19 protein-coding genes and 1 tRNA gene are annotated in these 21,000 nt (G+C 56.5%); 12 read left to right on the top strand and 8 right to left on the bottom strand.

The features are described 5' to 3' along the window. Positions 1 to 2,387: 5'-nucleotidase C-terminal domain-containing protein (locus tag SMC1_RS04175; protein WP_119085541.1), on the bottom strand; the 2,387-nt coding region annotated here is incomplete at its 3' end. A 210-nt stretch (positions 2,388 to 2,597) separates the two neighbouring features. Here SMC1_RS04175 and SMC1_RS04170 point away from each other — a divergent pair. Then, positions 2,598 to 3,527, top strand: coding sequence for a hypothetical protein (locus tag SMC1_RS04170; protein WP_126855165.1), 930 nt, complete (start codon positions 2,598 to 2,600; stop codon positions 3,525 to 3,527). Further along, positions 3,500 to 4,213, top strand: coding sequence for a biotin--[acetyl-CoA-carboxylase] ligase (locus SMC1_RS04165; protein WP_119085539.1), 714 nt, complete (start codon positions 3,500 to 3,502; stop codon positions 4,211 to 4,213). The genes SMC1_RS04170 and SMC1_RS04165 overlap by 28 nt, the downstream gene beginning before the upstream one ends. A gap of 15 nt (positions 4,214 to 4,228) precedes the next feature. On the opposite strand, the gene SMC1_RS04160 is transcribed toward SMC1_RS04165, so the two are convergent. From SMC1_RS04160 to SMC1_RS04145, 4 genes are all read right to left on the bottom strand, one after another. Then, on the bottom strand, positions 4,229 to 5,080 hold the full coding sequence (locus SMC1_RS04160; protein ID WP_119085538.1) for a bifunctional 5,10-methylenetetrahydrofolate dehydrogenase/5,10-methenyltetrahydrofolate cyclohydrolase: 852 nt from the start codon (positions 5,078 to 5,080) through the stop codon (positions 4,229 to 4,231). A 104-nt stretch (positions 5,081 to 5,184) separates the two neighbouring features. Continuing rightward, a complete protein-coding gene (locus tag SMC1_RS04155) occupies positions 5,185 to 5,520 on the bottom strand; it encodes a rubredoxin-like domain-containing protein (protein WP_119085537.1) in 336 nt (111 codons plus the stop codon). 75 nt (positions 5,521 to 5,595) lie between these two features. Further along, positions 5,596 to 6,777 carry a hypothetical protein gene (locus tag SMC1_RS04150; RefSeq protein WP_119085536.1) on the bottom strand — a complete coding sequence of 394 codons (1,182 nt, stop codon included), beginning with the start codon at positions 6,775 to 6,777 and terminating at the stop codon, positions 5,596 to 5,598. A 17-nt stretch (positions 6,778 to 6,794) separates the two neighbouring features. Continuing rightward, the gene (locus SMC1_RS04145) at positions 6,795 to 8,006 is read right to left on the bottom strand and encodes a replication-associated recombination protein A (protein WP_119085535.1); all 1,212 of its coding nucleotides are present in this window, start codon (positions 8,004 to 8,006) and stop codon (positions 6,795 to 6,797) included. A gap of 68 nt (positions 8,007 to 8,074) precedes the next feature. Between SMC1_RS04145 and SMC1_RS11235 the strand changes: the two genes are divergently transcribed. Next, positions 8,075 to 8,419 carry a YcbK family protein gene (locus tag SMC1_RS11235; RefSeq protein WP_119085534.1) on the top strand — a complete coding sequence of 115 codons (345 nt, stop codon included), beginning with the start codon at positions 8,075 to 8,077 and terminating at the stop codon, positions 8,417 to 8,419. 25 nt (positions 8,420 to 8,444) lie between these two features. Here SMC1_RS11235 and SMC1_RS04135 read toward each other — a convergent pair whose 3' ends face one another. Continuing rightward, positions 8,445 to 9,116, bottom strand: a complete 672-nt coding sequence (locus SMC1_RS04135; RefSeq protein WP_207799297.1) for a protein-L-isoaspartate(D-aspartate) O-methyltransferase — start codon at positions 9,114 to 9,116, stop codon at positions 8,445 to 8,447. Further along, positions 9,101 to 9,238 (bottom strand): iron-sulfur cluster assembly protein, encoded by a 138-nt coding sequence (locus SMC1_RS04130; RefSeq protein WP_165849203.1) that lies wholly within the window; start codon positions 9,236 to 9,238, stop codon positions 9,101 to 9,103. Before SMC1_RS04130 ends, SMC1_RS04135 begins: the two co-directional genes overlap by 16 nt. Positions 9,239 to 9,410: 172 nt before the next feature. Between SMC1_RS04130 and lgt the strand changes: the two genes are divergently transcribed. The 9 genes from lgt (at position 9,411) to SMC1_RS04085 (ending at position 19,563) form a co-directional block, all read left to right on the top strand. Further along, complete coding sequence (gene lgt, locus SMC1_RS04125; protein ID WP_165849202.1) at positions 9,411 to 10,247, top strand: prolipoprotein diacylglyceryl transferase; 837 nt, start codon at positions 9,411 to 9,413, stop codon at positions 10,245 to 10,247. A 51-nt stretch (positions 10,248 to 10,298) separates the two neighbouring features. Next, positions 10,299 to 11,993: a ribonuclease J gene (locus SMC1_RS04120; protein WP_119085531.1), complete on the top strand. Its 1,695-nt coding sequence runs from the start codon at positions 10,299 to 10,301 to the stop codon at positions 11,991 to 11,993. A 15-nt stretch (positions 11,994 to 12,008) separates the two neighbouring features. After that, positions 12,009 to 12,094 (top strand) — tRNA-Leu (locus tag SMC1_RS04115). 139 nt (positions 12,095 to 12,233) lie between these two features. Next, positions 12,234 to 12,791 (top strand): L,D-transpeptidase, encoded by a 558-nt coding sequence (locus tag SMC1_RS04110; protein ID WP_165849200.1) that lies wholly within the window; start codon positions 12,234 to 12,236, stop codon positions 12,789 to 12,791. A 73-nt stretch (positions 12,792 to 12,864) separates the two neighbouring features. After that, complete coding sequence (locus SMC1_RS10985; protein ID WP_119085529.1) at positions 12,865 to 13,464, top strand: ComEA family DNA-binding protein; 600 nt, start codon at positions 12,865 to 12,867, stop codon at positions 13,462 to 13,464. A 5-nt stretch (positions 13,465 to 13,469) separates the two neighbouring features. Beyond that, positions 13,470 to 15,623 (top strand): ComEC/Rec2 family competence protein, encoded by a 2,154-nt coding sequence (locus SMC1_RS04100; RefSeq protein WP_119085528.1) that lies wholly within the window; start codon positions 13,470 to 13,472, stop codon positions 15,621 to 15,623. 12 nt (positions 15,624 to 15,635) lie between these two features. Further along, complete coding sequence (polA, locus tag SMC1_RS04095) at positions 15,636 to 18,221, top strand: DNA polymerase I (protein WP_119085527.1); 2,586 nt, start codon at positions 15,636 to 15,638, stop codon at positions 18,219 to 18,221. Continuing rightward, positions 18,218 to 18,817, top strand: a complete 600-nt coding sequence (coaE, locus tag SMC1_RS04090) for a dephospho-CoA kinase (protein WP_119085526.1) — start codon at positions 18,218 to 18,220, stop codon at positions 18,815 to 18,817. Before polA ends, coaE begins: the two co-directional genes overlap by 4 nt. After that, complete coding sequence (locus SMC1_RS04085; protein ID WP_165849199.1) at positions 18,790 to 19,563, top strand: RecB family exonuclease; 774 nt, start codon at positions 18,790 to 18,792, stop codon at positions 19,561 to 19,563. The genes coaE and SMC1_RS04085 overlap by 28 nt, the downstream gene beginning before the upstream one ends. Before the next feature lie 81 nt (positions 19,564 to 19,644). On the opposite strand, the gene SMC1_RS04080 is transcribed toward SMC1_RS04085, so the two are convergent. After that, positions 19,645 to 20,853, bottom strand: coding sequence for a PLP-dependent aminotransferase family protein (locus SMC1_RS04080; protein WP_119085524.1), 1,209 nt, complete (start codon positions 20,851 to 20,853; stop codon positions 19,645 to 19,647). Positions 20,854 to 21,000: the final 147 nt, after the last annotated feature.

Below are 21,000 nucleotides of genomic sequence, written 5' to 3'. Positions count from 1 at the left end.
TCAAAGTTGGCCAGGTCAAAAATCGAGATCTGGTCGTATTCCTTGCCCAGCGTGACTGCGTAGTCCCGCCAAGGGATTGTCGTACTCACGTCGATATAGGTCTTGCCCTTGTTGTACCACGTGCCGAGGGCATATCCAGTGCGGTCCAGCAGCCACTTCGCGTTCTTCATCGTAAATGCCTTGAGATCGCCGCCAGTAGGATAGCCGTTGACAACCATGCCAGGGACTACGGGAAGAGCTATAGCGTACATCTCCACGCCACCAAGAGACTGGCCGGAACGCATGTTGATGGTCGCTCCGTTATTCTTCTTCGTATCTGCTGCCAAGGCTTCCCATTTCCACGTGCCGTCAGTATTGCGGAACAGGTTCGGAACCTTGTCGAGAGGCTGTGCACACAGATCGTACCTGGAAGCATCATTTCCGTATCCGCTTGCTCTCATGAGGGCAGTGACTGCCTGTTCAGTCGTGGCTGGAGCATCGGGCACGAACGTCCTGGCAGATGTGCCATTCATCAGTTTGCGAGCCTGAACCGTCCCGATCGCTCGAGCGTACCAGCCGTTGCTGGCTACGTCGACGAACGAACTCGCATGATTGCGACTGTCCATCGCGGTGTAGGAGCCGGTAATAATCGCGGCGAGATCCCCTCGAGTGGCTGTGGAATCAGGGACAAATGCCCCTGCGGAGAATTCGCTGAGCGCGCTCTGTCTGTTGAGCGTATCGATAGCTGCACGATACTGTGAGTTGAGATAGTCCGGCACGAGGTCCCAGTTGTTGTCGACTGTTGCATCGATCTTCCCAGTGTCCTTGACATACTGGATTATCAGGTTGCGAATCTCGTCGCTGGACTGGTAGACAATCGGTGAGCCCTTGAACCCAAGGAATCCGCCACCGCCAGCCCGGTAGTTGTTGAGAGCCAGCGTATACGTTGCAGTCATATCCATGGGCTTGCCATGATACATCAGGCCGCTGATGCGCTGACCCGCCGGTTTCGTGGTATCGATAACGTAGTCGGCTCCCTGCAGCATGTCGTAGTTGTAGCCCATCACACTGGAGTTGACCAGAGTAGTGGCTGTCTTGTTGTAAGTGTACGTGTTGAAGTACTTCGCAGACCACTCAAGCTCATCCTTGATCTGCTGTCCAGTCACACTGATGGCAAACAGCGTGTTCTCGTAGATGTAGAGTGAATACATGTCGCGGACCGTCAGTGGGCCCTTCTTGAAACTGGGAGCAGGATCGGGCAGCATGGCTGCGAGCGAGAGATCGGTGTTCGCGTACTTCATCTGGACCTTCTGAATCAGGTCCATGATGGCACTGTCCTCAGTCCGAGACGTGGCGCCGGGGAAATCCCCCGTCGCTTCGCCAATCGGCTGCTTCATATAGTTGACCGCTGTCTCATGCTGAGTCTTAGTTGCGTCGAGAATGGCCTGATCAGCCACAGTGTCCGCAGTCACAGGGAGATTGGTTCCGGTTTTCGTGGCAACCTTCCACCCAGTGGCAGTCTGCTCCATGGTAATGTCTGCCTTGCAGATCTCGACGCCTCCGTTCTTTGGCTGCATGACAAGAACGCCGTTGAGCGTCTTGCCCGGGATAGACAAGTGGGTATGCCCGGTCAACATGACGTCGATGCCAGGGACCGTCGTCGCAATGGCATAGGCCTGGTTCTCAATTGAAGTACCAAGATCCTTGCCGGTGTCGATGTCCTTCTCGAATCCCTCGTGTGCCAAGAGCACGACAAGGTCGACCTTCTCGGTGTCCTTGAGAATCTTGACCCACTTTTGGGCCTCTTCGACCGTATCCTTGAAGACCAGACCCTTGATATTCGCAGGCACTTCCCAGTTCGGGATGTTCTTGGTCGTCAGCCCCAGAATGCCGACCTTGACGCCGGCAACCGTCTTGACGATGTACGGCGTGAAGTAGTTCGTGCCATCTTCCTTGTAGATATTGGCCGAAAGCCAGGGGAACTTGGACTCGGACCGCGCTTTGTCGACGATGGAAAGCCCATAGTTGAATTCATGGTTGCCAAGTGTCATCGCATCGTATCCCATGATGTTCATGGCTGCAATCATCGGGTTCGGCGCAGTCGTGTCGACCTTGTTGAAGTAATATGTCAGCGGTGTACCTTGCTGATTGTCGCCGTTATCCAGGAGAAGGGTATTTGGGTTATCAGCCCTGACACCCTTGACCAGCGTCGACAGTTTCGCAAGCCCGCCGTTCGCGGGCGCATCCTTGAAGTAATCATACGGGTAGATAACCCCATGAACGTCACTTGTCTCGAGCAAGGTTATCTTCACGGTCGTGCCAGCCATGGCTACCTTGAACGGGAAGCTCGCGAACACCAGGCCCACTATGAGGATCACGCTGAGCAGAACTGACAGGCGCTTCTTCATTCCATTCCTCCTGATTTGCAGAATAGACCTCTGATTTGTTAATATTGTAGTCTCGAGGCAGGAGAATACAATTTATAGGCCACGGTTGAGAGAGATCAGCCGCGACGGAAAGGAGCGACTGTGGAACTCTCACTCTTGCATATGTCAATGGCTCAGCAGGCTCATGATCTTCTGAATGGTCTGGGATGCTACTCTGTAGGAGCCGATATTATGGCAGCCAAAGCGGTATTCCTTGTGATACGAGTGAATGGTCTACTCCCGCAGGCTGCCAACATTTTGAAACAGGAGATGCTGGCCAAGGGAGGCGAGGTTGCCGTTCCATCAGGGGCTCTGCGCATGGAAGCAGGACGTGTGAACTGCATCGTGATGGGAACACTTGCCCAGTACACTCGACTTGTCGACATCCTCAAACAGCAGCCGTTCGAGCTGTCAGACCTTGCAAAGCGGCTACAGCTGTTTACAGAACTTGCAGTCGCCTGCCCTGCCAGGAGCTGGTTTGGCACGGATGCCGACGTAGCCATTGGAGGCCTGGTCGACTGCGACTTCCGACCGCCGGGAGTCCACGATCATGCGGCCAACGCCGTTGGTCTCGCGTGGAATCTCCTCGAGGAGCGATCGGACTTTCTTGTAGTCACGGGGTCCAACAACTCCATGGTACAAGACGTGGCTCAACAACTTGTCGGTACTGCTGGGTGCCCCGTCGCAGCGTGGGTCCCGAACAGTCAGCCCATAACTCTGGGGCCTCCCATGCCTGTCATTGTTCAACAAGGCTACAGGCTGTCCGGCACCGATGGACCAGTCCTGGCTATGTGCACCGACGAAGGAGCGGCAGGCCTCATTGAGGAACTCGTGTCAGGTGGTGTTGGCGCTGAAAGGCTTTTCGTAACGGCCATGCTTCACCACAGCCCTTCCGACACAGTCTCTGGGGCCCTAATTCCGATCGGTCTTCCTCGGCTGGATGCCGTCCTCGTGCGACAACAGGACATCGCTATGCTTTCCATGAGTACGAGAGCAAGCGTGCTGACCCGTCTCGTCGACCGTGGAGCAAGCGTCTTCATCACGGACATGCCGCGCCACGTCGGTGAACTCCTGGACGCCATCCGCGAGGATCCATGGAACTCGTCACCTATTCGAACATAGCGTCGACGCAGGACACTGCACGCCAGATCGCACTTGATGGTCATTTGCTGCCATTCGCCGTCATTGCCGAAACACAGTCGGCGGGACGAGGGCGACGTGGCAAGAGTTGGGATTCGCCACAAGGAGGCCTGTGGCTCACGCTCGCCCTGGCCGTACCGTCGCCTGAGACAGTTCGTCAGGCCGCAATGGTGGCAGCACACGCCGTGGCGAGCGTCGTGTTGACCGAGACCGGCGTTCGCACACTCGTCAAATGGCCTAATGACCTGCTTGTCAAACGTCGCAAGGTCTGCGGCATCCTTGCTGAGACGCTCGTTCAGTCTGGAACGACAACTCTGCTGGTAGGCATCGGCCTTAACGTCAACAACATCGTAATCCCGGACCAGATGCCGCGTGTGACTTCGCTGAGAGGAGAACTGGGGTGCGCCATCGACGTACAGCACCTCTGTGCAAGCATCCTGAACATGGTGGAACTAGACATAGGCTCGCTCATTCTGCGTGGCTTTGACACCTTCAGTCCCTGGATGAACGCCAATCTCGCCCTGCGGGACGAACTGGTCACGGTGGACTTCAACGATCAGCACGAGTCGGGCCGGGTGACCGGGCTGTCAAGAACCGGCGCCCTCCTCCTCAAGAACCCTGACGGGTCGCTCACGGAGGTGGACGCCGGAAGCGTCTACGACTGGTAGGCAGCTCTCGCCGACTCAGTGCTTGTCGCTGTTGAGCCGGGCCGCCTTCAGGACATTGTCGAACAGCATAAGAGTCGTCAGTACGCCGACTCCACCAGGAACTGGTGTTATCAGCGATGCCTTCGGGCGAACGCCCTCGAAATCGACATCACCCACGATTTTTCCATTGACGTCATTGATGCCCACGTCGATGACGACAGCGCCTTCCTTGACATAGTCAGCCGTAATTGCCCTGGGTCTCCCCATCGAGACGACCAGGATGTCTGCCTCACGCGTGTACTTGGCAAGGTCGACGGTCTTGGAGTGACATACCGTGACAGTAGCGTCACGCTGCAGCAGCAGGGAAGCAACTGGTTTGCCCACAATGTTACTGCGACCTACAACGACGGCGTTCTTGCCCTGGATGCGAACGCCATAGTTCTCCAAGAGGGAGATGATCGATCTTGCTGTGGCTGGGACAAAGCGAGGCTTACCAATCATCAACTGCCCCATGTTGAAGGGGTGGAAAGCATCAACATCCTTGTCGGGACTGATGCCGTGCAAGATCAAATCCACATCATATTCCTTTGGCAAAGGAAGCCCGACCAGGATACCGTCGACGTCCTTCGACTCGTTCAGCCTGTGGATGAGCTCAAGCACCTCGGCAGCTCCGATTGACTCATCGATTTTTCGGAGCTCAACATAGAACCCGAGTTCCACGCCCTTGTGCGACATGTTCTTGAAATAGACCATTGTCGACGGGCTGTTGCCAACAACAATCACGCTGAGCGAAGGATTATGTCCCTCTGACTTCAGGCGCTCGACCTCCTTGGTGATCTCAGCTTCGATTTTGCGCGTGAACAATGATGCTTCCATGATGGATCCCATATCTCTCTCCTTTTCGACGCAACCCGCCGGCTACTCGACCGGTCCGGGAGTGTAGTGTTCACCAGCCATATCCAAGCAGTACCTCAGCGCCAGGACAGGCGTAGTCATCCCCACTTGTTCTTGTTCACGTGCACTCTGACCTCCGCGACGGAGAACTGCCGAAGGAGCTTGGCCGCTTCCTTGGCTTTCGCGAATACGCGCAGGCAGCCTGGATCGAGATTGTCCTCGATACTGGCATCCGCAGTGACTTCGACCTTAGCCAGCTCGGCGAGCAGGTCGCTGTGCAGCTGGTTGGTCTTTCGAGCACGTTCGATCACCCCGACTTGTTCCTCGGAGACGAGTTCGAACTTCTCAGCGGGAGCCCCACACTTGGGACACGCCTCAGGAGGGTTCTCCCCCTCGTACAGAAGCCCGCAAACAGAGCAACGCCACATCTTCATGATAATCACCTCTGTCACCAGTCTAGTTGGAACGCCAATGCAATCAACAAACTGTCGTTTGCTCGCCGGTAACGCTCATTCTGCCACCAGAAGAGGTTTCAGCTGATCCGGAGTCATGCGTGTGTCGACCTTTCCCTGAATGACTCTTCCTGCACCGCCCGACCTGGCACCAAAGGACTCCTTCATCCGTGCACCGAAGGTCGCCAGCAAAGCCTCGCTTCCGGTCGGCACCGAGCAGACGAACTGCCCATCAGTACCGCCGCCGGGGTAGACGACGACGCATAGTGGACCCGAAGCCGAAGTCAACTTGGCTGTCACCATGCGGGCAAGCTCGGTGGGGACCCCGTCGAGAACCATTATGGCAACACCATGTGAGGCGATTTCGTCCAGAGCCTGGTGAGCAAGCTCATCCGCAGCCATCGCCAGCAGGCCCTTGACCTGCCTGGCCGCGTCATGGTCGCGCTGCTGCAACCTCGCAATCGAAGCAGAGATATCGCCAAGTCCACATGTCAGCTGCCGTTCGATCTCCCGAAGTACAGCGTCGTTTCGCCTGTAGTACGCTGTCGCTGTCCGCCCCGCAACAAAGTAGAGACGAGTGTTGCCACGCACTTTGTCCGTTCGTACGATGGCGAACGAGCCGATCTCGCCGGTCGACGCAACATGGGTCCCGCCACACGGATTCGTGTCCAGATCCCCGATCCGGACAAGGCGAAGCGGTCCACCTGCAAGTTCAGGCACCTTGCGCACATCGTAGGCGGCGATGTCGGCCGCATCCACGACCAACGTCTCGACAGGTAGACATCGCCAGATAGCTCGTTCCACGGCGTCTTCGACCTCCGTCAAGACGCTGTCGCTGACTGCTGTGGCCTCGATCTCGATGCTGGCTTCCTCTTCGGTCATGTGAAAGGACAGCGTCCGAATGCCCCTGTCGTCCAGCAACCTGCTCAGAATATGCTGAGCCGAATGCAGTTGCGTGTGACGGCCCCGTCTCTCAGCGTCGACGACGCAGAACAGACTCTGGCCAACCTCAGCAGAGGATCCCGGAGGTAGTACGACATATGGACCCGCGTCATCCTGTTGAGCGCCAGCGATGGTCGTACCGCCGACCGTTCCTCCGTCAGCGAGTTGTCCGCCGCACTCAGGGTAGAAGTATGTTTTCTCGAATCGGACAACCAAGCCGCGCTCCGTCTCCGCCGCTGCAGTCACCAATCCATCGAATTGGAGCTTGCTGCCGTCCTCCCAGTACCCTTTCTGCATGTCGGACTCCTCTGTGCCTATTCCGGCTTTTTCGCACGAAGCGATTTCAAGTACCCGATGATCACGTGCTCATACCCGGCTCCAGTGGGCAGATAGATGGCCCGGTCGTGCACCTCGTCAGGGAAGTATTCCTGAGCCACCCAGTTGCCGGGAAAATTGTGGGGGTATCTGTACAATGCCTGCCCGGTGCGGCTGTTCTTGAGCTGAATCGGTGTATCGACGTTCTTCGTCTGTTGCGCAAGGTCCCGCGCACGGCGCATCGCACCCAGTACGGAATTGTTCTTGCGGCTCCCCGCAAGATAGATGACGGCCTCTGTCAGGTTGAGCATCGCCTCCGGCAACCCCACGGCGTGCACTGCATCGTACGCCGCCATCGCCATAACAACAGCAAAGGGATTCGCCAAGCCGACGTCCTCTGCCGCGAAGATAATCATGCGCCGGGCGACGAAGAGAGGGTCGTCTCCTGCGTCGATCATGCGCGCCATGTAGTACAGCGCAGCGTCCGGATCAGAGCCACGCATCGACTTGATGAATGCCGAGGCAAGGTCATAGTGTTCCTGCTCAAAGTTCTTGGCTACCGGAACCTCTTTGAGCAGCTCACTCAGATCTGCTCCCTCTATGAGGCTTCCTGACTGGTACAACCATACCAGAGCATTGATGGCGACGCGCGCGTCCCCCGAACTGAAGGCCGCGACGCGATTCAACACGGTCCCGCCCACCCGCATGCCTGCTCTCTCACATCCCTGAGTGAGAACATGGGTGATCTCGGCCGTGGTCAGCGGCGCAAATCGCAGCATGAAGATCCTCGAGCGCAAAGCAGGCGACAATGCAGCATAAGGACTCTCCGTCGTCAGGCCGACAAATGTCATCAGCCGGTTTTCCAGCATGGGCAGAAGGAAGTCCTGCTGAACCCGATTGAACCGGTGAACTTCGTCTACGACCAGAACGAAGGGACGCCCTGCATGGCGAGCCACAATCTGACGCAACTCAGGGACGCCCGCCGAGACGGCAGTCACGTACTCCATCTCCTCGCCCAACTCTACAGCCACCAGCCGTGCGAACGCCGTCTTCCCACACCCCGGAGGACCCCAGATGATCGCACTGAACGGTACGCGATCACTGACGAACTTCCGAAGCGGTGTGCCGGGCCCTGCAACCGCCACCTGACCCACGAACTCGTCCAGGTTCGACGGTTCAAACCCCTGGAATATGCGCTGTGTATCTTCCATGGATGAAGTTATAGCACCGCAGAGCGGTCAACGCAACGCGAGGGTTCGAATCTGCATCACATACTCCTATAGTAGATTCTTGGATTGAGCGCATCGACTACTCTGACATTCTTGTATCCTTCTTTCTGCAACCCTTCAACGATCCCGTCCGAGATCTTCTCGATGAGTGTCCAGGCAACAGCCCTGCAAAAGAAGCAGCCAGGGGTGTTACTAATTATAACGAATATCTGATAAACCATGGCAAAAACGTAAGCAGAAACAGCCTTCACCTCAGGGGCATCGCCATCGACTTTGCGATAGAAGGAATGGGCAATAACAAGCTTTCCGGTCTTGCAAAATCCTTTATGACAGGCGGGGTAGGGAAATATCCGGAATTTGTTCACATCGATGTGGGGCGGGTAAGATACTGGTAGCCTCAATACTTACTGAGGCTGAGACTTAATCCTCTCCCTGCCATCCGTATTTACCGATCAGAGGTACAAAGACACAGGGGGTATGATATTCTTCCAGCGGCCCACCTTTATGTTTTCTGATCTTGAGGAGTTGCTGAGAAAACCTGTCTCCCACCGGAGCAACCAGTATTCCGTCGTCTGACAACTGCTCCATGAGAGGGTCCGGGACCCTTGGCGTGCCCGCAGTTATGATAATCCTGTCAAAAGGCGCATCCCCCGGCCATCCTAAGGTGCCATCCCCGACTCTAACATAGATATTGTCATATCCGAGGGAATGAAATCTTTCCTCTGTGCGTTGAGCAAGCACCGCAACACGTTCAATGGTATACACTTCTTTAGCGAGTTCAGAAAGGATTGCTGTCTGATAACCGGAACCTGTCCCGATTTCCAAAACCTTTTCATCGCCTTTGAGTTCAAGCAGTTCTGTCATGACGGCAACCATATAGGGCTGTGAAATGGTCTGGCCTTCACCTATAGAAAGTGCCGTGTCGCCATAAGCTTCATGACGCTTTGATTCCTCGACGAAAAGATGTCTCGGCACCTTTTTCATCGCATTAAGCAGCCGCTCGTCCTTAATACCCATCGGGACGAGCTGTGTTCTTACCATAAACTCTCTTAATTCTTTGGGATCCATATTATTCTTTAGAACCTCATCCATATCTCCGTGACCAGTTCGTTGGCCGTATAGCCATAAACCAGTCCTTCCGCTACGATATCTACGCCGGTTTCGGGGTCAAGTACCCGTTTCAGTGTCGCAGTGACTGTTGCACTCTCGTTCACAATTGCCACCTCCCGAACTCCAATGCAAACTCCCAACTATCTCCCTCACGTCTCCTTTGTAGTCAATCGCGTGTTGCATCATCAGGAGTCGAGGCAGAATAGACTGGCAACTGCTATCTTTAACATTATAATCTCAATGTCGCGGGCTCACAAACCAACAAAGGAGAAACCAATGCATCCCATAGCTTTCGTCATTGGAAGCCTCACTATCCGCTGGTATGGTATCATGATCGCTGTCTCGATCGCCATCAGTATCACCGTCATATACATCGAGTCACGACACCAGGGCCTCAACACTGATGATGTGCTGGACATGGCCATCGTTGCCGTTATCGGCGGCATTCTGGGGGCTCGTATCGGCTGGATTATGACGTCTCCGACTGTCCTGTGGTATCTCGTTCATCCCCTCCGCATCCTTGCGATCTGGGAAGGAGGCCTCTCCTATTTTGGAGGCATCCTTGGGGGTGTCGTCGCTGCTAACTGGCTGATTCGGCGTCGGCGGATGAGATTCTGGCAGATGGCTGACATCGTGGCGCCCCTGCTTGCCCTGTCCTTCGGTATCGGCAAGATCGGCTGCTGGCTCAATGGCTGCTGCAATGGAACAGCTACGACATCGTGGCTTGGAGTCATCTTCACCAACCCCTTGTCCCAGTCCGATCTTCTCAATCAGAGAATCTGGCCGGCTCAGCTGTTCAACTCCGCTTCCGGCTTTCTCGTGTTTGCTGTTCTGTTCTGGGTCGTCCGAAAGCGCAAACGCTACGATGGCCAAGTCTTCATCTGGTATCTGTACCTCTACGGCGCCACCAGCTTCGTCGTAGAGTTCTTCCGCTACATTCCCGTCCACGTGCTCCGCTTGACCCCAAACCAGTGGACGGACATCACGATCATCGTCTTGGGAATCATCGTCTCACCAATCCTCAGGCGCCGGCCTCCGGTCTGTCCCGTGTCTCCTCAACGGTCTGAGACACTCCCTGAGACGACGCAGGATAGCGAGGAGTCTGACGGTTGACACGACTCTCCACAATGTATTGCTTTTCAATGCTAACAAAGTGGCTACACTATGCATATGACTAAAATACAATCTCAACACACCGAACAAACGTCTCGACATCACGACATCATCCGCATTACTCCCCTTGGAGGTCTCGGGGAGATTGGCAAGAACATGTACGTCTATGAGGTCAATGACGACGCAGTAATCATCGATGCGGGGTTCAAATTCCCCGAATACGATATGCAGGGCATCGACTATGTCATTCCCAACATGGAGTACCTCGACCATATCAAGGACAAGATCCGCGGCATCCTCATAACACATTCGCACATGGACCACATCGGAGCGCTCGGCTACACGCTGGAGCATGTCCGCGCACCGATCTATGCCAGCAAGTTCGCCCTCGGAATCATCGATGACGTCATCCCTGGCCGGATGAAGCCCTACGAAACTAGAGCAGTGCAGGCAGGCGACCACATCAAGATAGGCAACATGGATGTCGAGTTCATTCACGTCACCCATTCGGTGCCCGATGCCATGGCCATTGCCATCCGCACGAGCGAGGGAATCATTCTTCATACTGGCGACTACAAGATCGATCAGACCCCCGTCGACGACAAGCCCATCGATCTTCAGAAGTTCAGCGCCCTGGGGCGCGAGGGAATACTCCTGCTTCTGTCCGACTCGACGAACGCCCAGGAATCGGGCTTCGCAGGTTCGGAACGTGACCTGCGGTCCACATTCGACAGCATTGTGCACGAATCCAAGGGTCGGATCATCTTCAGCACCTTCTCCAGCAACATCCATCGCATTCAGCAGATTATGGACGCGGTGGCTCCTCAGGGTCGCAAGATCTTCGTAGACGGCCGGAGCATCATCAGTTCCGTCAAGGTGGCCCGCAAGGTCAAGATCATGGAAATGCCTGAGAACATATTCGTCCAGCAGGATGAGATTGGGAGCGTCCCCAAGGACAAGATGCTCATTGTCACGACCGGAACTCAGGGCGAACCCATGAGCGGCCTGTCGCGTCTAGCTCGCGGCGAACACGACTTCCTGAAGATCATGAAAGGCGACACCGTCGTTCTGTCCGCGGATCCGATCCCGGGTAATGAGGAGATGGTAGCTCGCACGGTCGACAACCTGTTCCGCCGAGGCGCCAACGTATTCTACCGCCGCGAGGACAAGGTCCACGTGTCCGGCCATGGCGGTCAGGAAGATCTCAAGCTGATGCTCTCGCTGACACGTCCCAAGTTCTTCGTGCCGATCCACGGGGAGTACCGGCATCTTGTCTGGAACAAGCGCCTTGCAGAGAGCGTCGGTATCCCAGCCTCACACATTTTCATCCTCGAAAATGGCCAGTGCTTTACTGTAGACAGTGAACACCTGACCGCGCTCAAGCGCATACCCGCTGAGGGACTGCTGATCGACGGTCTCGCCCTCGGGTTACCCGATAGCCCTATCCTCACTGACCGCGCCCGCCTGGCCAAAGACGGCATCCTGGTCTCAGTCGTAAGCATTGACCGGATGACAGGAAAGATCCTTGCCGGCCCGGAAATCGTGACGAAGGGCGTCGTGGCTGATGATGACGCAATTCTGACGGACCTGACTCGCGAGATGAAGGCCTTCATGGTGACCCATCGCCTCAAGGATGTACGCTCGACGCCTGATTTGCAGCTTGACTTACGCAAATTCTCGGCTAAATATATATACGACAAAACGCGCCGGCGGCCCATCGTCATCCCGGTCATTCTGGAGCGCTAGTCTCAAGCCCTTCAGGCGGGGGTGGCGAAATGGCAGACGCGCTAGGTTCAGGTCCTAGTGATCGCAAGGTCGTGAGGGTTCAACTCCCTCTCCCCGCACCACTTGGCGAGAAGACATACTGTTTCTTATGATGTTGAAGCACTTCCTGGACATTGCGGGCCCCGAAAGGGGCCCCTCTGATTTGCCAGTCGTTCCGGCCTCGTTGCCATCCGGCCAGTGCTGTCTATAATGGGAGTCACTATGAAAGATTACCGTCGCTCACTTTTCTTCTGCATTGCAGCCCTTGCCGTGGCTCTTATCGTTGTGGCCATGCCGTCAGCCCGAGGTGCCACAGCAACTGAGGTTCTCATCGACAAATCATTCCACATCACGGTCCTGAGAACCGCAGCCGGCACTCTCGCATTCCCGGACGCGACCGGAACCACCGGCGAAAGCGCCACGCCCGTCGGCACATACAAGGTGACTGAGAAGCAAGTCAACCCGAACTGGCACTGGGAAGGCAAGGTATACGTCCCGTACCTTCAAGATAAGGCAAATGGTCTAGGGGTTCGCTGGATCGGCATTTCGCTTCCAACATACGGGATGCACGGAACGAACGAGCCGTTCAGCATCGGCAAGGACGTATCACACGGGTGCGTACGCCATCAGAACACCGACGTGACGAAGGCCTTCTCAATGATCCCGACAGGGACCCCTGTCAGGATCATTGAGACTCCAATCTCTCAGCAGACCGAGGGAATGGTCACCGACTTCCTGGAGTTGTACGATCTTCTCGCAGTCATGGGAGGCTCCCACTAGGAGCTGAAATCATTCGACACTGACGAAGGAGGTAGGAGGCCGCACGCTCGACAACGAGCGGGTCTCCACTGCAATGGAGAAACTCTCGAAGCATCAGATAATCGTCCTGATCATCGCTGTTCTCGCCCTGGGAACGGGCGCCGGGTTGTTCGTCGGCTCGCGCCTTTACAAACCTACGCCCAACCCACTCCCACAGATTGTCAATAACCCGTCGACGGCGGATATCGCACCTATGGTCCCAGTTTCCATCAATGTGTATGTGACTGGTGCCGTCCTCCATTCAGCTGTATACGCGCTACCGGAGGGCTCCATTGTCCGGGACGCAGTGACGGCTGCGGGAGGAGCTGCGAACGACGCAGATCTCATTGCAGTCAACCTGGCAGCTCGCCTCGAGGACGGTGAACAAGTCACTGTCCCGGTCAAGTCACTAGACGGCGCCAGCACCGTTGTGTCTCCCACGTCACCCTCGTCGAACGTCCATGCACGAATCAGTATCAACCGCGGAACACTGGCCGATCTCGATACCCTTCCTGGCATTGGGCCGGCGAAAGCGCAGGCCATCCTGGATTACCGGGCACAGCACGGCTTATTCAAGCGACTTGAAGACCTTCAGAACGTCAAGGGCATCGGCGCTAAAACCTACGAAGACCTGAAATCCCTCATCACCCTTTAGCCGTCGTGATAAGACTGCGACTCGTCACGCTCGTAGCCCTGACGGTCGTAGCCGGGGCTCTGTCGGCTGGAACCACAGGAGTTACGGCAATACTCACCTTTGCTGTTCTGGCTAGTCTGGGAGCAGTCTATCTCGCACAAACTCGACACCCGCGGCTCAATCTCATCCGCGTCATGCTCGCACTCTCTCTCTTCTGGCCATCGTTTGCCATGGCAAAGAGAGTTGTTCAGTCTTCTGCCTCCGGGCAGCTCCGTCCTGATACCTCAGTTGTCACAGGCACAGCCCTTACACCTTCTGTTGCACGAAGTACCGGAGGCATGGGGTTTGAACTGTCGGCAGTGATGGTAGACGGCATCCCTCTTAGCCGCCCGGTGACTGTCCAGGTACAGATGCCCGATCGCCGCGCTGGTCCGACATTTGGTCAACAGATACGTGTCTCGGGGAAGATCGGCACAACCAGTCCCGCTCTCAATCCGGGAGAGGAACGGCTCGGTCCGCCACCCCCGGCGCTGTTTCTCGCACAAGACATCCAGGCTCTCCCCAGCAGCTCTTCTCTTGCATCATGGTGGGGTCGATTGACCGGACGCGCACGAGACCTCATCGAACTCCGGGCGCGCCAGTTGTTGAGCTACAAGGCATTCGGATTTCTCGAAGAACTCCTTCTTCATCGCAGACTCTTCGGAACAGTCGACCGCCATCTCTTCTCAATCACTGGTACCAGCCATCTGCTTGCCATTTCTGGTCTTCACCTCTCACTGGTTTTCGCCGTGATGTCGATGCTCCTTGGTCTGATGTTCTCTGAGAGAAGTATCGGCACGACACTGGCTCCACTGGTTGCCACCTTCGTCTACCTGGCATTCATCGATTTTCCCCTGAGTGCCGACCGAGCGTTTGTGATGCTGTGCGTCTTCACGGTGACCCGCATGTCCGGCGGACACACTGGCAGGCTCGCATCGCTCTCCTGGGCCGCACTCATTCTCACGGCAGTCGATCCTGCCTCTGTTTTCGACATCGGACTGCAGCTGTCGTTTGCCTCGGTCGCGGGCCTCTGCTTCATCGGCGAACCTCTGTCCCATCTCGTTCGAGTCAGCGGCCGTCTTGCCCGAGGGCTCCTCTCATCTCTCTGTTCGACGACTGGAGCGTCTCTGCCCACAGCAGCGCTTGCCGTGTCAGCATTTCATGTCCTTGCCCCGGTTGCTCTTCTGGCAAACATTGTGGCCATTCCCGCGGTCTCCCTGCTGCTGATAGGCCTCCTGGCATGGTCTGCACTACTCCTTACGATCCCATCGCTCAGCGCATTGCTGGCACCCATCATCAACGGCGCCTCAACTGTCCTGTTTAGCTGTCTTGAGTTGCTCGCGCGTCTCCCCGGGTCACACCGCAACGTCCCTGCACCTTCGCCATTCCTGCTTCTTTCCCTTGGGATTCTGTTCGGGGTCATCATCCTGTCCGCAGATAACCGGCCAAGACTCAGTCAACGGCACCACGCGGGAGCCCCCATGGCTGCGGCGGCCATCGTGGTCTTACTCGTCTGGGCGTTCGGTACTGTCCCGTTCGATACGCGTGTGACCTTCCCTGTCGTCGATCAGGGCAGCGTTATCCTTGTCCGCAGCCGGGGCATTGGCACGTGGCTCTGTCTGTTCGACACTGACGCCAAAGCTGCCAATCGGGCGGCCCATGCACTCGCAGCACTCGGTGTCAACACGCTGGACGTCGTCGTGGTCGCGGGGTCTCCTACAGACCTCCCAGACCAGTTGGATGCGTTGTTCGGACTATTGGCACCGAGTCACGTATACCTTCCCTCCCAATACACCCGCACCCCCATTCCTGGGCTCGACACCCGCTTCCAATCGACTATTGCCTCCCTTGACACCGGGCAGATGGTCTCTGTCGCGACGGGTGGCGCGACCATCCAGTCGGGAAACGCTATACGGTCTGGTCCCTTGTTGGCACTCGTCACCACCGCTCTTGTTGGGACAGTGAGCCCTACGATGTCGCTTCCATCCGACTCTCCCGGATTCGCGTATGATACTTCTACTGGGACGGTTCAGGTTCTCACGACAGATTCGGCAGCGAACCTATCTCTCAATCAGACCGGCTGCATCTCCATATTCACCCGCGGCTCACGCTGCTGGGTTGCGCCTGACCCCAGACGTTGATACAATGAGCATATGACGAACCAAGTAGTACTTGTTGATGGGAGTTCGATTCTGTACCGAGCGTTTTTCGCCATGCCCCACCTCAGCACCGCCACCGGCGTCCCTACCGGAGCGATTCTGGGAACCACGACGATGCTGCTCACCATCATCGAGGAGCTTCAACCACAGTACATGGGCGTCTTCTTCGATCGCAAGGCAGCGACCTATCGCCACGAGATGTTCGAAGAGTACAAGGCCAACCGGGAGGCCATGCCCGACGAACTCGTCAGCCAGCTCGTCAACCTCAAGCAACTCATCCGTTCGCTGGGGATCGTTACGCGCGAAAAGGACGGGTTCGAAGCTGACGATTTCATCGGCATCTACAGCAAGGTCGCCGGCCAGGCAGGGGTCCCCTGCATCATCTATTCCGGGGACAACGACCTGCTCCAGTTGACAGATGACAACACGTCAGTACGCATTACGGTCAAGGGGGTGAAGGAGATCAGGGAATACACACCCGTGGCAATCCTCGAGGAGTTTGGCCTCAAAGCCCCACAACTGATCGACGTCAAAGCGCTCAAGGGGGACCCGTCCGACAACATCCCCGGGGTACACGGCATCGGTGAGAAGACCGCCCTGAAACTGGTTCAGGAATTCGGTTCAGTTCAAGCATTACTCGAGAACGGTGGTCCCGAACGCTACAGGACCCTGCTCGCCGAGAACCGGGATCTCATCCTGCGCAACCGCTCGCTGGTCACTATCCAGATGAGCCTGGACGAACCGACCAGACTCGCTGACCTGGATCGTGGCGCCCCGGATACTGAGCAGACTGCCCAGCTGTTCCAGACACTGTCGTTTGTGGCGCTGAGCCGGCGTGCATCGAAGGTCCTCGGCATACCATCGCTCGCTTTGGCGCCAATACCTGTCCATCGCGACGACCTTTTCGGCTCCAGCGCTCGTCCCGCAGCGGTCGCATCGGTTCCTCCACAGGCGACGAACGCAGTCTTCGATGACCGAACGGCCCTGGCTGTCGTGCCTGATGTCGAAGGACAGGGGTTCACGGTGGCCCGCCGAACAAAGGACAGCGCTTCGTCGACACACGTTGACGCCATGTTCGGCTCGCTTCCCGAGGCCCTGCACACAGACACGACGTCCATGACCTATGTCTACGACTACAAGGCACTCTGTCACACCCTTGCACCGTTTGGCCTGGTCGCTCCTGCGACTATCCGTGACATCATGCTTGCGCAGTACCTGCTGGATCCTGACCAGAAAGCCTGGGGCCTTGACCGCATCGGTGACGCATGGGGACTGGCTGGAGACACCTCCACTGCCGAGGGATTGGCCGACCTTGTCTATCGTGTCTCCTACCCCATCGACGCAGCTCTCGAGGAATCACAGCTCACACGTACGCTGAACGAAATGGAGATCCCCTTCGCAGCGGTGCTCGCAGACATGGAGATGGCAGGCATACGCACGGATACTGCTTACCTGCGAACCTTCGGGGCAAAGCTCGGCCTTCGTATTGCTCAACTGGAGCACCGGGCGTACGAGCTCGTCGGCACACACGACTACAGCCTTCAGTCTCCAAAACAGCTGGGCACGCTCCTCTTCGACGTGCTGGGACTTGCACCGACCAAGAAAACCAAGACAGGTCTGAGCACCGACGTCGAATCCCTGGAAGCAATCCAGAAGGAACACCCAGCGATTCCGCTTATCCTGGAGCTCCGTCAGTTGACCAAGATCAAGGGAACCTATACGGATTCGCTCGTGCGATATGTCGCGCCGGACGGGAAGATTCACCCCACCTTCCTCCAGACCGGCACGTCGACGGGACGTATCAGTTGCATCGACCCCAACCTGCAGAACATCCCAGCCAGAACCGAGGTCGGGCGCGAAATCAGACAGGCGTTCATACCCAGTCACGACGGCTGGGTCCTTGTCTCGGCAGATTACTCCCAGATCGACCTGAGGATGCTTGCGCATCTTTCTGCGGACGCGAACCTGTGCAATGCATTTGCCCAGGGTGAGGACATTCACCTGCACACGGCTTCGCAAGTCTTCGACGTTCCAGAATCAGCCGTGACTCCTGAGATGCGAAAGCGTGCCAAGACTATCAACTTCGGCATCATCTATGGCATCTCTCCATATGGTCTCTCACGACAGCTCGGCATCGGTGGCGAAGAGGCTCGGCAATACATCGAACGCTACATGGAGCGATTCCCCGGCATCCGGAACTACCGTGACCGTGTCGTCGAGGCAGCCCAGCGCGACGGCTATGTAAAAACGATTCTTGGACACCTGCGGAGAGTTCCGCACATCAACAGTCGCAATAACGTGGAGCGGCAGGAAGCTATCCGGCAGGGGTTTAACGCCGTCGTACAAGGGAGCTCCGCCGACGTCATCAAGATGGCCATGATACACCTGGGCCGGGACCTTCAGCCTCTCAAGGCACGCATGGTCCTTCAGGTGCACGACGAAATCGTCGTCGACACGCCACCCGACGAACTCGAGCGTGTCCGCGTGATGATGCAGGGGTCCATGGAATCAGCTATACACCTTTCGATCCCCCTTGTGACTCACCTTTCTTGCGGCTCGAACCTGCGGGACCTCGAATGAGTATCGACGTTGGACTCACCGGCAACATTGCCTCTGGCAAGAGCATGATCTCCGGCATGTTACGGGAGTACGGAGCAGCGGTGCTAGACGCGGATTCAGTGGGCAAGAGCGTCCTTGCCGAGAACGTTGAAGGAGCGCTTGAGCAAGTGCGGTCTGCCTTTGGCGATTGTATCTTCGATGGAAACCAGCTCAACCGCCACCTCCTCGGCAATCTTGTCTTCGGACACCCCGATCTCCTAAAGGAACTCAACGATATCATGATGCCCATTATGACGAGACTGGTCGCCAATGAGATCGCAATCCTTCACCGAACATCAGCCGTCGTGGTCCTTGACGCGGCGATTCTGATCGAGGCCAGCTGGCAGAACCTGGTCGATGAGATCTGGGTTGTGAAAGCATCGAAGAACGAACAGCTGGAACGCCTCATAACGCGCGATCATCTTGCGCGCGGCGAAGCCTTCAGCCGAATTGAAGCACAGATGCCTTTGGCTCAGAAACTGGCATACGCCGACGTCGTCATCGACAACACGATGGACGTCGAGCAGACTCGAAAACAGGTGGAGATGCTTTGGAAAACGCGCTTACAGAACCGCTGAGTTACTCGAGGGTATCGACGTACAACGAGTGCCCCAGGAAATTCGAGCTCAAGTATATTCAGAAAATCCAGGAGCCTTCCCACTGGTATTTCAGCTATGGCAAGAGTATCCACGCGGTTCTCGAGAGACTTCTGTTATGTCACCTGGGAGAAGACGGGCAGCTGTACGGGGATGATGCAGCCCTCTTCCCCACTTCTCTTTCCCAGCTTCTGGACGAGAACTGGCTGACAGAGGGGTATGCTTACCCCAGTGATGAAGACAGGAAACGGCGTCAGGCCCTGCGCGTACTTACAGCATTCTTCCCGGTTTTCCAGTCCACATGGCCACAGATGGTCTATGTGGAACACCTCATCAACACGCAGATTGACGGGATCCCGTTTACAGGTATCGTGGACCGAATCGACCGAGTCAATGACAGTGTGCTGCGAATCGTCGACTACAAGTCCGCGAGGCCGAGAGAAGCGTCGGCACTGACATCTCATCGGTTTCAGGTAGCGCTGTATGCTGCGGCACTGAGTCAGGCGGAAGAGTTCCAGGGCAAGCGGTTCATCCTTCAGACGTACTATCTGCGCGAAAACCTCAAGGCGGAGATGGACGAAGGGGCAGAGAACTGCATTGCCAAGTCCCGAGAGGTTCTGGCAACAACCGCCCACAGGATTCTTCAGGGTGATTTTCGTGGAAAACGCGGCAGCAAGTGCTTGTCCTGCGACTACAGAGACATCTGCCCCGTGTTCCGCCGCATCTAGTCCTGCCTTTCGCAGAAGCCAAACAACCTCTGCCACGCGACACGCGGGCAGAGGTTGTTGCACGTCTGTTTCGACCAGCTGCTAGATCTTCGACTTCAGCAAGTCGCCCAGGCGATGGACCCCTTCAGTGATGTGCTCGGGATCCACGGCCGAGAAGTTCAACCGCATATGGCAGTTGTCGTCCCGATGAGGGTAGAAGGCAATGCCCACAACATACGCGACCTTGGCATTGATCGCCTCGCGGAACATCGCCGCGGTGTCGATGCTCTCCGGTGCCTTCACCCATACAAACAGACCGCCCTGAGGGTCAGTCCAACTGCTGCCGACCGGGAAATACTGTTCAAGAGCGGAGATCATTGCATTCTTCTTCTTGGGATACTCGCGCCGAACGACGTTAACGTAGTCATCCAGCCACCCGCGGCTGACAAACTCATACGCTATGTATTGAGTCATGGCCGGAGAACAAAGGTCCGCCGCCTGTTTTCCAACGATGATCTTGCTCATGATGTCTTCGCGGGCGACGATCCACCCCAGACGAAGCCCGGGGAAACTGATCTTCGAGAACGTGCGCAGCGCTACGACACGATCCTTGCCACCCAACGCCAGCAGCGAGGGAATTGGCTCACCCTCAAAGCGAATTTCCCCGTATGGATCATCTTCGATAATGAGCAGATCATACGTGTGAGCCAGCTCAATCAGCTTCTTGCGGCGCTCCAGCGTCATGGTGACGCCGGCAGGGTTGTGAAAGTTAGGCACCGTATAGACAAACTTTGGGCGGATGTGCGCCTTCTGCAGCTCCTTGAGCCTGTCCTCAAGAATGTCCATCTGCATGCCGTCCTTGTCCAGCGGAACTGTGCAGAACTTGGCTTGCATGCTTGCAAAGGCCTGGATTGCTCCGAGATAGGATGGCTCTTCCACAATGACAGTGTCGCCGGGATTCACGAACACCTGTGCCACCAGGCTGAGACCCTGCTGTGAGGCGGTGGAGACGATGACGTTGTCCAGATCGATGCCTTTGACACCCTCGTTCTCCATGCGATCCATGAGCAGAACGCGCAACTTCTTGATGCCCTCGGTAGACCCATACTGGAGGGCCTTCTTGCCGTATTCCCTGAGTGCAAACGTGCTTGCCTCGATAACTCGGTCGATAGGAAAGAACCGACCGTCCGGCATGCCTCCGGCCAACGAGATGATTTCCGGACTGTCGACGAATTTGAGGAGCTCCCGAATCTCGGATGGTCTGAAACTCAGCGCCCGTTCTGAGAACAACTCTTCTGCGTTCAACGACATCGATATGCCTCCGCTTTGTGATGATATTTCGGCAAGTGTCCATTACACAGAACATACGAGACTACTTACCAATGAAGTATACCCCTATTAGGCACAACGAAAAGCCCGCCGTAAAGGCGGGCGTCGGTCATCAATTAGGCTGGTGAG

It is taken from the genome of Candidatus Cryosericum septentrionale (genome assembly GCF_003570995.1).
GTDB classification, from domain to species: domain Bacteria; phylum Caldisericota; class Caldisericia; order Cryosericales; family Cryosericaceae; genus Cryosericum; species Cryosericum septentrionale.
Note: the sequence above shows the minus strand (reverse complement) of the source record. Positions and strands in the feature narration are given on the sequence as shown.